This window comes from Streptomyces albidicamelliae (assembly GCF_025642175.1).
GTDB classification, from domain to species: domain Bacteria; phylum Actinomycetota; class Actinomycetes; order Streptomycetales; family Streptomycetaceae; genus Streptomyces; species Streptomyces albidocamelliae.
This window is the reverse complement of the sequence record NZ_CP106795.1, coordinates 4,209,398-4,223,796: the sequence shown is the minus strand read 5'-3', so window position 1 is coordinate 4,223,796 and position 14,399 is coordinate 4,209,398. Positions and strand designations below refer to the sequence as shown.

General features: G+C 72.5%; 12 protein-coding genes. 5 read left to right on the top strand and 7 right to left on the bottom strand.

Features of this window, described 5'->3' with window-relative positions:
* The first annotated feature begins 4 nt into the window (after positions 1 to 4).
* Positions 5 to 1,009 carry a cytochrome d ubiquinol oxidase subunit II gene (gene cydB / locus N8I86_RS19490; RefSeq protein ID WP_073887206.1) on the top strand — a complete coding sequence of 335 codons (1,005 nt, stop codon included), beginning with the start codon at positions 5 to 7 and terminating at the stop codon, positions 1,007 to 1,009.
* Between the two features lie 60 nt (positions 1,010 to 1,069).
* A complete protein-coding gene (cydD, locus tag N8I86_RS19485) occupies positions 1,070 to 4,591 on the top strand; it encodes a thiol reductant ABC exporter subunit CydD (RefSeq protein WP_263278323.1) in 3,522 nt (1,173 codons plus the stop codon).
* A gap of 71 nt (positions 4,592 to 4,662) precedes the next feature.
* Here cydD and N8I86_RS19480 read toward each other — a convergent pair whose 3' ends face one another.
* The 7 genes from N8I86_RS19480 to N8I86_RS19450 all read right to left on the bottom strand — a co-directional run bounded on the left by N8I86_RS19480 (position 4,663) and on the right by N8I86_RS19450 (position 11,328).
* The gene (locus N8I86_RS19480; protein WP_263278322.1) at positions 4,663 to 5,556 is read right to left on the bottom strand and encodes an HAD-IIB family hydrolase; all 894 of its coding nucleotides are present in this window, start codon (positions 5,554 to 5,556) and stop codon (positions 4,663 to 4,665) included.
* Positions 5,557 to 5,614: 58 nt separating this feature from the next.
* Positions 5,615 to 6,517, bottom strand: coding sequence for an LLM class flavin-dependent oxidoreductase (locus N8I86_RS19475; RefSeq protein ID WP_263278321.1), 903 nt, complete (start codon positions 6,515 to 6,517; stop codon positions 5,615 to 5,617).
* A gap of 42 nt (positions 6,518 to 6,559) precedes the next feature.
* On the bottom strand, positions 6,560 to 7,018 hold the full coding sequence (locus tag N8I86_RS19470; RefSeq protein ID WP_073887205.1) for a hypothetical protein: 459 nt from the start codon (positions 7,016 to 7,018) through the stop codon (positions 6,560 to 6,562).
* 36 nt (positions 7,019 to 7,054) lie between these two features.
* A complete protein-coding gene (locus tag N8I86_RS19465; RefSeq protein WP_263278320.1) occupies positions 7,055 to 7,603 on the bottom strand; it encodes an RNA 2'-phosphotransferase in 549 nt (182 codons plus the stop codon).
* A 122-nt stretch (positions 7,604 to 7,725) separates the two neighbouring features.
* Positions 7,726 to 8,670: a MerR family transcriptional regulator gene (locus N8I86_RS19460; RefSeq protein WP_263278319.1), complete on the bottom strand. Its 945-nt coding sequence runs from the start codon at positions 8,668 to 8,670 to the stop codon at positions 7,726 to 7,728.
* Positions 8,671 to 8,734: 64 nt separating this feature from the next.
* Complete coding sequence (locus tag N8I86_RS19455; RefSeq protein WP_263278318.1) at positions 8,735 to 10,489, bottom strand: SDR family oxidoreductase; 1,755 nt, start codon at positions 10,487 to 10,489, stop codon at positions 8,735 to 8,737.
* Entirely contained in the window at positions 10,486 to 11,328 is an 843-nt protein-coding gene (locus N8I86_RS19450; RefSeq protein ID WP_263278317.1) for a M24 family metallopeptidase, read from the bottom strand. The genes N8I86_RS19455 and N8I86_RS19450 overlap by 4 nt, the downstream gene beginning before the upstream one ends.
* 236 nt (positions 11,329 to 11,564) lie before the next feature.
* Here N8I86_RS19450 and N8I86_RS19445 point away from each other — a divergent pair, with 236 nt between their 5' ends.
* The 3 genes from N8I86_RS19445 to N8I86_RS19435 are packed head-to-tail and all read left to right on the top strand — an operon-like array spanning position 11,565 to position 14,395.
* Positions 11,565 to 12,527: an ABC transporter ATP-binding protein gene (locus N8I86_RS19445; protein ID WP_073887197.1), complete on the top strand. Its 963-nt coding sequence runs from the start codon at positions 11,565 to 11,567 to the stop codon at positions 12,525 to 12,527.
* Positions 12,517 to 13,431 carry an ABC transporter permease subunit gene (locus N8I86_RS19440; RefSeq protein ID WP_073887195.1) on the top strand — a complete coding sequence of 305 codons (915 nt, stop codon included), beginning with the start codon at positions 12,517 to 12,519 and terminating at the stop codon, positions 13,429 to 13,431. Before N8I86_RS19445 ends, N8I86_RS19440 begins: the two co-directional genes overlap by 11 nt.
* Positions 13,432 to 13,483: 52 nt before the next feature.
* Positions 13,484 to 14,395, top strand: a complete 912-nt coding sequence (locus N8I86_RS19435; protein WP_073887193.1) for an ABC transporter ATP-binding protein — start codon at positions 13,484 to 13,486, stop codon at positions 14,393 to 14,395.
* The last annotated feature ends 4 nt before the right edge of the window (positions 14,396 to 14,399 follow it).

The window sequence follows — 14,399 nt, the reverse complement described above, 5'->3', positions numbered from 1 at the left end:
AGTCATGGAACTTCACGACGTCTGGTTCGTCCTCATCGCCGTCCTGTGGACCGGCTACTTCTTCCTGGAGGGCTTCGACTTCGGGGTCGGCATCCTCACCAAGCTGCTGGCGCGTGACCGGCCCGAGCGCCGGGTGCTGATCAACACCATCGGACCCGTCTGGGACGGCAACGAGGTGTGGCTGCTCACGGCGGGCGGCGCGACCTTCGCCGCCTTCCCGGAGTGGTACGCCACGCTCTTCTCGGGCTTCTACCTCCCGTTGCTGCTCATCCTGGTCTGCCTGATCGTCCGCGGTGTCGCCTTCGAGTACCGGGCGAAGCGACCCGAGGAGAACTGGCAGCGCAACTGGGAGACGGCGATCTTCTGGACCTCGCTGCTCCCGGCGTTCCTATGGGGTGTGGCGTTCGCGAACATCGTGCGAGGCGTGAAGATCGACCGGCACTTCGAGTACGTCGGCGGTGTCGGGGACCTGCTCAATCCCTACGCTCTGCTCGGCGGTCTGGTGACGCTCACCCTGTTCACCTTCCACGGAACGGTGTTCACCGCCCTCAAGACCGTCGGGGACATCCGGGTACGGGCACGGAAGCTGGCGCTGTGGACCGGTCTCGTCACGGCCGTCGTGGCGCTCGCCTTCCTGCTGTGGACGCAGGCCCACAGCGGTGACGCCAAGAGCCTGGTCGCGCTGGTCGTCGCGGTCGCCGCTCTGGCGGCGGCACTCGTGGCCAACCAACTCGGGCGCGAGGGATGGGCGTTCGCCCTGTCGGGCGTCACCATCGTGGCGTCCGTGGCGATGCTCTTCCTCTCGCTCTTCCCGAACGTCATGCCGTCCACGCTCAACGGTGACTGGAGCCTGACGGTCACCAACGCCTCGTCGAGCCCGTACACCCTGAAGATCATGACCTGGCTGGCGGTGATCGCCACACCGATCGTCCTGCTCTACCAGGGCTGGACCTACTGGGTGTTCCGCAAGCGGATCGGCACGCAGCACCTCGCCGAACCCGCACACTGAGTCCGCCGAGGGTGTGTTTCACGTGAAACACACCCTCTGGGCCGAAGGGGCATGTTTCACGTGAAACCCATCGATCCACGCCTTCTGCGCTATGCGCGTGCCACCCGCCTCTTCCTCGCGGCGGTCGTCGCTCTGGGTGCCGTCGGCGCGGGGCTGGTCATCGCGCAGGCGATGCTCATCGCCGACATCGTCGTCGGGGCGTTCCAGCACACGCAGTCCGTCGTCGAACTGCGCACTCCCCTGCTGCTGTTGGCGGCCGTGGCCGTGGGGCGATCGGTCGTCGCATGGCTCACCGAACTCGCGGCCCACCGGGCCGCCGCGGCGGTGAAGTCGGAACTGCGGGGCCGCCTTCTCGACCGTGCGGCCGTGCTGGGCCCCGGATGGCTGAGCGGACAGCGGACCGGTTCTCTGGTCACCCTTGCCACGCGGGGCGTGGACGCCCTGGACGACTACTTCTCCCGCTATCTCCCGCAGCTGGGGCTCGCGGTGGTCGTGCCGGTGGCGGTGCTGGCGCGGATCGTCACCGAGGACTGGGTGTCGGCGGCGATCATCATCGGCACGCTGCCGTTGATCCCGCTCTTCATGATGCTGATCGGCTGGGCGACCCAGTCCCGAATGGACCGGCAGTGGCGGCTGCTCTCCCGGTTGTCCGGGCACTTCCTGGACGTCGTCGCCGGCCTGCCCACGCTGAAGGTGTTCGGCCGGGCCAAGGCGCAGGCCGAGTCCATCCGCCGGATCACCGGCGAGTACCGCCAGGCCACCCTGCGCACCCTGCGGATCGCCTTCCTGTCCTCCTTCGCGCTGGAACTGCTCGCCACGCTGTCCGTCGCCCTGGTCGCCGTGACGATCGGTATGCGTCTCGTCCACGGCGACATGGACCTCTACGTCGGCCTGGTCATCCTGGTGCTGGCGCCCGAGGCCTATCTGCCGCTGCGGCAGGTGGGCGCGCAGTACCACGCGGCGGCCGAGGGTCTCGCGGCCGCGGAGGAGATCTTCACCGTGCTGGAGACTCCGCTGCCGGTGTCCGGCTCCGGCGCGGTGCCGTCAGCGGGCGAGGTGACGTTCGACGGGGTCACCGTGCGCTACCCCGGCCGGTCGGGTGACGCGGTGAACGGAGTGTCCTTCCATGTCGCGCCCGGCGAGACCGTCGCCCTGGTCGGGCCGAGCGGCGTGGGCAAGTCGACGCTGCTGGACGTCCTGCTCGGATTCGTACGGCCCACCGACGGCCGGGTGCGCATCGGGGGAGCCGAGCTCGACGCCCTCGACCTGGAGCAGTGGCGGTCGCGGATCGCCTGGGTGCCGCAGCGCCCGCACCTGTACGCGGGGACGATCGCGGAGAACGTGCGGCTGGCCCGGCCGGACGCGGACGATGCGGCCGTACGGCAGGCCCTGCGGGACGCGGGCGCGCTGGAGTTCGTGGACGCGCTGCCCGAGGGTGCCGGCACGGTGCTCGGGGAGGACGGCTCCGGCCTGTCGGCGGGGCAGCGGCAGCGACTCGCCCTCGCCCGGGCCTTCCTCGCGGACCGACCCGTGCTGCTGCTGGACGAGCCGACGGCCGCGCTGGACGGGGCGACGGAGGCGGAGGTCGTGGCGGCGGTGCGCAGGCTCGCGGTGGGCCGCACGGTACTGCTCGTCGTGCACCGGCCCGCGCTGCTGGAGGTGGCCGACCGGGTGGTGCGGCTGCGGGAGGCTCCGGAGGGCCGTGGGGAGGCCGGGCCCGCCGAAGGGCACCGCTCCCCGGACCCCGTATCCCGTCCGCTCGCCGATCGGCTCGGCGTGCTGGCGGCCCAGGCGCCGGGGGAACCGTCCGGTCCGATCGCCGGTGGGTCCGGGCAGGGGGCGCTCGCCAGGGTGCGGGGGCTCGCCGGGGCCCGGCGCGGCCGGCTGGCGCTCGCCCTTCTGCTCGGCAGCCTCGCGCTCGGCAGTGCCGTGGGGCTGATGGCGACCTCCGGCTGGCTCATCTCGCGGGCCTCACAGCAACCGCCGGTGCTCTATCTGATGGTGGCGGTGACCGCGACCCGGGCCTTCGGGATCGGGCGGGCCGTGTTCCGGTACGCCGAGCGGCTGGTGTCGCACGACGCCGTCCTGCGCATGCTGGCCGACACCCGGGTCGCGGTCTACCGCCGCCTGGAGCGCCTGGCCCCCGCCGGACTGCGGACCGCCCGCCGCGGCGATCTGCTCACCCGGCTCGTCACCGATGTGGACGCGCTGCAGGACTACTGGCTGCGCTGGCTGCTGCCCGCAGGTGTGGCCGTGGCCGTCTCCGCGGTCTCCGTCGGCTTCACGGCGTGGCTGCTGCCCGAGGCCGGGGCCGCCCTCGCGGTGGGGCTGCTGGCGGCCGGTGCCGGTGTCCCGCTGGTGACCGCCGGGGCGGCCCGGCGGACGGAGCGGCGTCTCGCACCTGCCCGGGGCGTGCTCGCGACCCGGGTGACCGATCTCCTCACCGGCACGGCCGAGCTGACCGTCGCCGGCGCGCTGCCCGCCCGTGTGGCCGCCGCTCGCGGGGCCGACGGCGTCCTCACCCGGATCGCCTCGCGCGCCGCCGCCGTCACCGGGCTCGGCGACGGACTCACCGCGCTGGTCTCCGGTCTGACCGTCACGGCCACGGCGCTGCTCGGCGCCCAGGCGGTGGCGGCGGGCCGGCTCGACGGGGTGACGATGGCGGTCGTCGTCCTCACCCCGCTGGCCGCCTTCGAGGCCGTCCTCGGACTGCCGCTCGCCGTGCGGTACCGGCAACGGGTGCGGCGGAGCGCGGAACGGGTCCACGAGGTTCTGGACGCGCCGGAGCCCGTGCGCGAGCCCGAGCGGCCCCGGCAGGCGCCCGCCTCGCCGTTCCCGCTGGTGATCAAGGACCTGGCGGCAGGGCATCCGGGGCAGCGCGGCGACGCGCTGGCCGGCCTCGGCCTGCGGCTGGAGCAGGGGCGGCGGATCGCCGTGGTCGGGGCGTCCGGCGCCGGCAAGACGACCCTCGCCCAGGTGCTGCTGCGCTTCCTCGACCCGCGGGCGGGCTCGTACACGCTCGCCGGGGTGGACGCGACCGCGCTGGCCGGTGACGACGTACGCCGGCTCGTCGGGCTGTGCGCGCAGGACGCGCACCTCTTCGACAGCTCGGTGCGCGAGAACCTGCTGCTGGCCCGGAAGGACGCCACGGAGGCCGAGCTGCGCGGGGTGCTCGCCCGGGCCCGGCTGCTGGACTGGGTGGACGGGCTGCCCGACGGCCTGGACACCTTCGTCGGTGAGCACGGCGCCCTGCTGTCCGGCGGCCAGCGGCAGCGGCTGGCGCTGGCCCGCGCGCTGCTGGCCGACTTCCCCGTCCTGATCCTCGACGAGCCCGCCGAGCATCTGGACCTGGCGACGGCCGACGCGCTGACGGCGGATCTGCTGGCCGCCACCGAGGGCCGTACGACGCTGCTCATCACGCACCGGCTGGCGGGACTGGAGGCGGTCGACGAGGTCGTCGTGCTCGACGGCGGCCGGGTGGCGCAGCGGGGCTCGTACGCGGAGCTGGCCGGGGCGGACGGTCCGTTGCGCGCAATGGCGCGGCGGGAGGCGGCGGCGGAGGTGCTCGCGGACGCGCGGTGAGGCTGCGCGCGGTGAGTCGGTGCGCGGCACCGGAAGGCGACGGCCTGCCGGTGCCGCGGGCGCACCGAGGATCAGGGAGCCGTGCGGCCCGCGAGGAGCCGCTCGATCACGACCGCCACGCCGTCGTCGTTGTTGGCGACCGTGCGGCCCGACGCGGCGGCGATGACGTCCGGATGGGCGTTGCCCATCGCGTACGACCGGCCGGCCCAGGTCAGCATCTCCACGTCGTTGGGCATGTCCCCGAAGGCGACGACCTCCTCGTGCGAGATGCCCCGCTCGGCGCAGCACAGGGCGAGGGTGCTGGCCTTGGAGACGCCCGGTCCGCTGAGCTCCAGCAGGGCGCTGGGGCTGGAGCGGGTGACGTTGGCCTGGTCGCCGACGGCCAGGCGGGCGAGGGTGAGGAAGGCGTCGGGGTCGAGGGTGGCGTGGTAGGCGAGGATCTTCAGCACGGGCTGGTCGGCGTCGGGGCCGTCCGGGGCGAGCAGTTCCTCGGCGGGCAGGAGGTTGTCCGGTATCTCCATGTGCAGCTTGGGATAGTCCGGCTCCTGGTGGAAGCCGTAGGTCTGCTCGATCGCGAAAACCGTGCCGGGTGCCGCCTCGCGCAGCAGCAGCGCGGAGTTCAGGGCGTTCTCCCGGGCCAGCTCGCGCACCTTCACGAAGCGGTGGGCGCCGGGGCCGCCGTGCAGGTCGACGACGGCGGCGCCGTTTCCGCAGATGGCCAGGCCGTGGCCGTGGACGTGATCGCTGACGACGTCCATCCAGCGGGCCGGGCGGCCGGTCACGAAGAAGACCTCGATGCCCGCCTCCTCGGCCGCGGCCAGCGCGGCGACCGTGCGGGGGGAGACCGACTTGTCGTCGCGCAGCAGGGTGCCGTCGAGGTCGGTGGCGATCAGCCGCGGGGGTACGGCGGCGGCGGGGGTCCCGTGCTGTCTGGTCGCTGAGGTCACCGGATCATTCTCGCGCATATGCCCGCACGCCCGTGCGGGGCTCCGCACGGGCGTGGAGGGCGGGTCTTCGGGGGCGTCAGCGCAGCTGGGCGAGGGCTTCCATGGCGATCCGCTCGAAGACCTTCTGGTCCGCGGCGAAGTCGGAGTCCGGGATCGGCCAGTGGATCACGATCTCGGTGAAGCCGAGCTCCCGGTGCCGGCCGGCGAAGTCCACGAAGGCGTCCAGCGACTCGAGGGGCCGGCCGCGGTCCGGGGTGAAGCCGGTCAGCAGGATCTTGTCGAGGTCCGCCACGTCCCGCCCGGTGGCGTCGCAGGCCTCGGTCAGCTTGGCGATCTGGCCGCGCAGCGCCTCCACGGACTGCTCGGGCGTACCGGTCTCGTACAGCTTCGGGTCGCCGGTGGTCACCCATGCCTGGCCGTGGCGCGCGGCGAGCTTGAGTCCGCGCGGGCCGGTGGCCGCGATCGCGAACGGCAGCCGGGGCCGCTGCACACAGCCGGGGATGTTCCGCGCCTCGTCGGCCGAGTAGAACCGGCCCTCGTGCGACACGGCGTCCTCGATGAGCAGCCGGTCGAGCAGCGGCACGAACTCGGCGAGCCGGTCGGCGCGCTCGCGCGGGCTCCAGGGCTCCTGGCCGAGGGCGGTGGCGTCGAAGCCGGTGCCGCCGGCGCCGATGCCCAGGGTGATCCGGCCGCCGGAGATGTCGTCGAGGGAGATCAGTTCCTTGGCGAGCGTCACCGGGTGCCGGAAGTTCGGGGAGGTGACCAGCGTGCCCAGGCGCAGCCGCTCGGTGGCGGCCGCGGCGGCGGTCAGGGTCGGGATCGCACCGAACCAGGGGCCGTCCCGGAAGCTGCGCCAGGACAGGTGGTCGTAGGTGTACGCCGTGTGGAAACCGAGTTGCTCGGCCCGCGTCCAGGCCGAACGACCGCCTTCGTTCCAGCGGCGGTAGGGCAGGATCACGGTGCTCAGACGCAGACTCATGGATCCGAGGGTAAGCGGGCCCCCGGGCAACCCGGGAAACGGTCACCGTATGCGTCGGCTCAGCCACGGACCGAGCAGGAACGCCGGTATGTGCTCGTGGTGGGCGCGGTCGCCGGGCAGCGGGACGACCAGGCGGTGGCCGGGCGGGAAGCGGCGGGCCCGGACGTGCGCGAGGCCGCCGAAGACGGAGCGGAGGAACGCAGGGACGTCGTCGCGGGCGATGTCGGGGCATTCGACGCCCTCGACGGTGATCAGCGCGTCGTCCTCCGGGTAGAGGCGCACGCTCACCCGGGGCAGACCGCCGAACTCGACCTGCGCCTCGTGCGGCAGTGAGCCGTCGGGGTCCGTGGTGACGCCGACGCCCGCGGCGCTGCGACGGGAGGTCCTGTCCGCGCCGATGTCGTGGATCACCTCGATCTCGCGTCCGTGACGGGCCGCGAGGGCGCGCAGTGCGGTGACGGCGGCCTCGGTGGTGGGGAGGTGTTCGGGCGAGTGCTCCATGGCGCCGATCCTCCGCCACCGGTCGGCGCGGTGACGTCAGCGGGGTCCGGGCAGCCGCAGATAGGCCGGTGGCACGGCCTTCGTCAGCCAGACGCCGTTGGCGCTGACGTGGAACACATGGCCGTCGCGGTGCATGGCGCCGGCGTCCACGGTGAGCACCACCGGGCGGCCTCGGCGGGCGCCCACGCGGGTGGCGGTCTCCCGGTCGGCGGAGAGGTGCACGTCGTGCCGGTTCATCGGCCGCAGGCCCTCGGCCCGGATGGCGTCCAGGTTGCGGGCGACGGTGCCGTGGTAGAGGTACGGCGGCGGGGTCGCCGGGGGGAGTCCGAGGTCGACCTCCACGCTGTGGCCCTGGCTGGCCCGGATCCTGCCGCCCTCGATCACGAAGCGCCGCTTGTCGTTGGTGGCCACCACGTGGTCCAGTTCCTCACGGGTGAACCGGAACCCGTGGGCGGCGGCCGCGGTGATCAGCGTGTCGATCTCCACCCAGCCGCCCGAGTCCAGTACGAGTCCGATGCGCTCGGGCTGATGGCGCAGGTGCTTGGAGAGGTACTTCGACACCTTGACGGTGCGTCTTTCGTCCATGGGTCCAGCGTGCGGGAGAGACGCGGATCACGCAGTCGGTTTTTCGCCCGTAGGTTTGGTCCACAACCAAGTCGGTTTATCCACAGGTGAATTGACGAAACTGTGGACAACTGGCGTCGATGTCATGCCGGTTCGTCAAGTCCGCGGCTCGCTCCTGTGGTTGTCGCAAGATCATCCAATGCTCTGGCGCCCACTTCCCGTTCGGCCGCCAGGGCGATGAACGCGGCGACGCTCTCGGCGCCAACCAGCCTTTCCACGGCCTCGATCGTCCCGGCCGGCAGCACGACCGTCCGCGTATCCGCCCGGGGTTCCGCAGGGCCGCCGGTACCGAGGTGCGAGCGGAGGTGGCGGGTGGCGAAGGCCCGCATGGCTCGCGCGAGTTCGGCGTCCACGGTCTGCTGTGCCAGGGGGCGTAGCCGGCGGACGAGCGAGGCCGCTTCCGTCGCGTGTGCGTCGGTGCGGTGCTCCGGATCGTCCAGGTAGCGCGCGAAGACGTACTCGGTGGTGAACTCCAGGAAGCGGGCGGCGATGTGCTCCACCTGGACCCTCAACTCCCGCAGGTGGCCGGCGATCGCGGACAGCGGCACACCCGCCCCATGCAACTCGGCTGCGGCTGCCAGCTCTTGGGGGCTCGGTACCAGGAACGTGTCCGTGTCGCCGTCGATCCGCTCCAGCACGCCGAGCTCGACCGCCTCGGCCACGGCGTCGTCGTCGGGCTCCCCGAAGCGGGCGTCCAGCTCGGCACGGGTGATGCGGTCGGGTTGCTCGTCCGTCCAGGGGCCCTCGACCTCCGCGACCAGGCCGAGGACACCGCCCAGGCCGCGTCCGGTGTCCCAGGCCTCCAGGAGTTCCCTGATCGAGGCGAGGGTGTAGCCGCGGTCCAGGAGGTGGGCGATCTGGTGGAGCCGGGTGACGTGGGCGTCGGAGTAGAGGTTGGCCCGGCCGTGGCGCTCCGCGCGGGGCAGGAGACCGCGGTCCTGGTAGGCGCGGATGGTCCGCACGCTGGTGCCGGTCCGGTGGGCCAAGTCCTCGATGCGGTAGGTGTGCTGGGACGGGGGTCCGGTCATGCTCCGCCTCCTCGGCCGGTGCCGTGCGCCGCGGCCGGCCGGGGCCGGACCGCCCGCCGCCGGCTCACAGCTTGGGTTCGACCCGGGCGATCCGCCGCAACACCCCCGGCAGGAAACGGGACATGAGATAGGCACCGCGGGCCTCGGGCGTGACCGGGACCACCGCCCTGTTGCCCGCCACCGCGTCCAGGATCGCCTCGGCGACCTTCTCCGGCGGGTAGTTGCGCAGCCCGTACAGCCGGGCCGATTTCTTCTGGCGGCGTCGCTCCTCCGCCTCGTCGACACCGGCGAAGCGGGCCGTGGAGGTGATGTTGGTGTTGACGATGCCGGGGCATATCGCGCTCACCCCGATGCCCTGGCCCGCGAGTTCGGCGCGCAGGCACTCCGAGAGCATCAGCACGGCCGCCTTCGAGGTGCTGTAGGCGGGCAGGGCGCGTGAGGGCTGGAACGCCGCCGCGGACACGACGTTGACGATGTGGCCGCCCTGCCCGCGCCCGGCCATGCGCGCCCCGAAGAGCCGGCAGCCGTGGATCACGCCCCAGAGATTGACGTCCAGCACCTTGCGCCAGTCCTCCGTCGTCGTGGCGAAGAAGGAGCCCGACAGCCCGATGCCGGCGTTGTTGACCAGCACGTCCAGTACGCCGTACTCCCGGTGCACCTTCTCCGCGACCTTCTCCATGGCCTGCTCGTCGGAGACGTCGGCGGTCTCGGCCCAGGCCTCGGGCGCGCCGACCAGCCGGGACAGCTCGGCGGTGCGGGCCGCGGACTCCGTGTCACGGTCGACGGCCACCACGCGGGCGCCGGCCTCCGCGAACGCGAACGCCGTCGCCCGGCCGATGCCGCTGCCCGCGCCGGTGACGAGGACCAGCTGCCCGCCGAAGCGCTGGGCATGGCGCCCGGTGGCCTTCGGTGCGGGACGCCCGCCCTCCACGGAGGTGACGAACTCCTCGATCCACGCGGTCACCTGGTCGGGGCGGGTGCGCGGGATCCAGTGCTTGGCCGGCAGGGTGCGCCGGGTCAGCCGGGGCGCCCACTGCTCCAGGTCGTCGTACAGCCGCTCCGAGAGGAACGCGTCCCCCTGGGGCGTGATGAGCTGCACGGGGGCGTGCGCGTACGCGTCGGGGCGCGGCCTGCGCAGCCGGGCGCGGACGTTGTCCCGGTAGAGCCAGGCGCCGTTCGCCGCGTCGGACGGCAGGGACGCGGTCGGGTAGTCCCCGCCGGGGACCCGCTCGACGCGCTCCAGGATCTTCGGCCAGCGTCTGCCGAGCGGGCCGCGCCAGGCCAGCTCCGGCAGGACGGGGGTATGCAGCAGGTACACGTACCAGGACTTGGCGCCCTGGCCGAGGAGCTGCCCCACCCGGCGGGGCGTCGGACGCTTCACGCGCGCGTTGATCCAGTGTCCGAAGTGGTCCAGGGACGGCCCGGACATCGAGGTGAAGGAGGCGATGCGGCCCTCCGTGCGGCCCACCGTGACGAACTCCCACGCCTGCACCGAGCCCCAGTCGTGTCCGACCAGGTGCACCGGCCGGTCCGGGCTGACCTCGTCCACGACGGCCAGGAAGTCGTCCGTGAGCTTGGCGAGGGTGTAGCCGCCGCGCAGGGGCTTCGGCGCGGTGGAGCGGCCGTGGCCCCGGACGTCGTAGAGGACCACGTGGAAGCGGTCCGCCAGCCGCGCGGCGACCTCCGACCACACCTCCTTGCTGTCCGGGTAGCCGTGCACCAGCACCACGGTCGGCTGCTCCGGGTCGCCCAGCTCGGCGACGCACAGCTCGACCCCGCCGGTCCGCACCCAGCGCTCCCGCGCACCTGTCAGCGTCACTTCTCCTCCGCCCAGCGCCGCACGTGCGGCAGATCGTCGTCCAGCCAGAACGCGCTCTCCTCCGGGTCCCAGGAATCCGTCACCACCAGGATCTCCTCGAACTTCGCGCCCGTACCCCGGAAACCGAGGTGTGGTTCGACCGCCCACAGGCCCGGCCGCGGCGGGTGGTCGGAGAAGCGGTACGGCGACCACAACGGCGACCAGCCCTCGCGGTGGCCGTGCAGCGCGTCCGCGGCCAGGCCCTTCAGGGACTGCGTGCCGAACCCGAAGAGGCGGGGCGACCAGCGGCGCTGTGTCACCCGGTCCACCTTGTGGGCGATCACCCCGAACGGGTAGGCCCGGTGCCGGTTGGCGTAGCCCTGGCGGACCATGAGCCGGTCCACGTCCTCGTAGATCTCCCGCAGCGGGCGCTTCTCGCGCACCTCGCGCAGGATCAGCTCCCGGTGCGCCTCCAGGTCGGCCATCAGCCGGTCCTGCACCGGGTTCACCCCGAGCGAGCCCGAGTAGCCGATGTCCGCCGTGTATCCCTCGTACACCGGCGCCATGTCCAGGATGAACGGCATCCCGGGCTCCAGCGCGCGGTCGGTCGGGAAGAACTGCAGCGGGATGCGGAAGTTCGCGAACGCCGTGCGGTCGCCGAACCAGGCGAACGGGAGGTGGAACCAGTCCCGCACCCCCCGCTCGCGCAGCCAGGCACGCTGCATCCGCGCCGCCTCGCGCTCGGTCACGCCGGGCTCCAGCCGCGCCGCGACCGCCTCCGCGCACTCGTAGGCGAGGCGCTGCACCCGCCTGAACCCCCGCAACTCCGCGGAGAGTCCGCTGCTCACTGCCGTCGTCATGCCGCCCCGTCCCGTCGACTGCGGTACGCGTCCGTAACTTGACACTGGTGAATGTGACAGTTGTTAGAGGTGGCGTCAATAGGCGGGGCGCGGCTGTGGACGACCGCGGGGCCGGCCGTGGCCGCGCCCTCCCGCAGGGGGACCCCTAGGGCCCCGTACTACCTGGGTCTGACGCCGAGACGGCTCTGAGGTCTGACGACCGCGGTGGTCCGGGTCACTACCTTCGAGGGGTGACTGTGATCGCGACCGAAAGCCTGAGCAAGCGGTTCCCCCGGGTGACCGCGCTCGACCGGCTGTCCGTGGACATCGGAGCCGGTGTGACCGGACTCGTCGGGGCCAACGGCGCCGGCAAGTCCACCCTGATCAAGATCCTGCTGGGTCTGTCCCCCGCCACGGAGGGCCGCGCCGAGGTGCTCGGCCTCGACGTCGCCACCAAGGGCGCCGCTATTCGCGAGCGGGTCGGCTACATGCCGGAGCACGACTGCCTGCCGCCCGACGTCTCGGCCACCGAGTTCGTCGTCCACATGGCCCGCATGTCCGGTCTGCCGCCCACCGCCGCGCGCGAGCGCACCGCGGACACCCTGCGCCACGTCGGCCTGTACGAGGAGCGCTACCGCCCCATCGGCGGCTACTCGACCGGCATGAAGCAGCGGGTGAAGCTGGCCCAGGCGCTGGTGCACGACCCGCAGCTGGTCTTCCTGGACGAGCCGACCAACGGCCTCGACCCCGTCGGCCGCGACGAGATGCTGGGCCTGATCCGGCGCGTCCACACCGACTTCGGCATCTCGGTCCTGGTCACCTCCCACCTGCTCGGCGAGCTGGAACGCACCTGCGACCACGTCGTCGTCATCGACGGCGGCAAGCTGCTGCGCTCCAGCTCCACCACCGACTTCACCCAGACCACGACCACCCTCGCGATCGAGGTCACCGACAGCGACGGCCACCCCGACGGCACCCGCGCGGTCCGCGAGGAGCTCCACGCGCGCGGGGTCGACACGCACGCCGAGGCGGGCGGACTGCCCGGCGCCGGGCACATCCTGCTGCTGACCGCCGAGGGCGACGCGACGTACGACCTCGTCCGGGACGTGGTGGCCGACCTCGGCCTCGGCCTGGTGCGCATGGAGCAGCGCCGGCACCACATCTCCGAGGTGTTCAGCAGTGACGAGCAGCGGAAGGAGGCCGTCGGCCATGGCGGTTGAGCATCCCCTGGCGACGCCTTCCGGCGACCAGACCCGTATCCACGACATCGGCTACCGCGGCTACGACGGCCCGCGCCTCGGCCGCTCCTACGCCCGCCGGTCCCTGTACTCGCAGTCCCTGCGCGGCGCCTACGGCCTCGGCCGCTCGGCCAAGTCCAAGGTGCTGCCGATGCTGCTGTTCGCGGTGATGTGCGTGCCCGCGGCCATCATGGTGGCCGTCGCGGTGGCCACCAAGGCGCACGAACTGCCGCTGGCCCACGCCTACACCCGCTACGCCCTCGTCATGCAGGCGGTGATCAGCCTGTACGTCGCCGCGCAGGCCCCCCAGTCGGTCTCGCGCGACCTGCGCTTCAAGACCGTCCCGCTGTACTTCTCCCGGCCCATCGAGACCGCCGACTACGTCGTGGCGAAGTTCGCGGCGCTCGCCTCGGCGCTGTTCGTCCTCACCGGTGCCCCGCTGCTGGTGCTGTACGTGGGCTCGCTGCTCGCCAAGATGGGATTCGCCCACCAGTCCGGGGAATTCGCCCAGGGACTGGTCTCCGTGGCCCTGCTCTCGCTGCTCTTCGCCGGCATCGGCCTGGTCATCGCCGCCGTCACCCCGCGCCGCGGCTTCGGCATCGCCGCCGTGATCGCCGTGATGACCATCTCCTACGGCGCGGTCTCCACCCTCCAGGCCATCGCCGACGTCCAGGGCAGCAGCGGTGCCGTCCCCTGGCTCGGCCTGTTCTCACCGGTCACGCTGATCGACGGCGTGCAGTCCGCCTTCCTCGGCGGCAGCTCCGGCTTCCCCGGCGGCACCGGCCCGTCCGGCGGCCAGGGCATCGCGTACGCCCTGGTCCTCCTCGGCCTGATCGCCGCGAGCTACGGCCTCCTGCTGCGCCGCTACAAGAAGGTGGGACTGTGACCACGCCCGTCCCGTCGCCCGCCACCACCCTCCCGAGGAACGGGCTGCGCCCATGACCACTCTCACCATCGACCACGTGTCCCGCTGGTTCGGCAACGTGGTGGCCGTCAACGACGTCACCATGACCATCGGACCCGGCGTCACCGGCCTGCTCGGCCCGAACGGCGCCGGCAAGTCCACCCTGATCAACATGATGGGCGGCTTCCTCGCCCCGTCCACCGGTTCGGTGACCCTGGACGGGCAGCCGGTCTGGCGCAACGAGTCCGTCTACCGGCAGATCGGCATCGTCCCCGAGCGGGAGGCGATGTACGACTTCCTCACCGGACGGGAGTTCGTCGTCGCCAACGCCGAGCTGCACGGACTCGGCGCCAAGGCCGCCGGGCGGGCGCTCGCCACCGTCGAGATGGAGTACGCCCAGGACCGGAAGATCTCCACGTACTCCAAGGGCATGCGCCAGCGCGTGAAGATGGCTTCCGCGCTGGTCCACGACCCCTCGCTGCTCCTGCTGGACGAGCCGTTCAACGGCATGGACCCGCGCCAGCGCATGCAACTGATGGACCTGCTGCGGAAGATGGGCGACGAGGGCCGCACGGTGCTGTTCTCCTCGCACATCCTCGAGGAGGTCGAGCAGCTCGCCCGGCACATCGAGGTGGTCGTCGCCGGACGGCACGCGGCCAGCGGCGACTTCCGCCGGATCCGCCGCCTGATGACCGACCGCCCGCACCGCTACCTGGTGCGCTCCAGTGACGACCGCGCCCTCGCGGCCGCGCTGATCGCCGACCCGTCGACGGCCGGCATCGAGGTCGACACCGCCGAGGGCGCGCTGCGCATCCAGGCCGTCGACTTCGGCCGCTTCACCGCCCTGCTGCCGAAGGTCGCCAGGGACCACGGCATCCGGCTGCTCACGGTCTCGCCGTCCGACGAGTCCCTCGAGTCCGTGTTCTCGTACCTGGTCGCGGCGTAGGAGG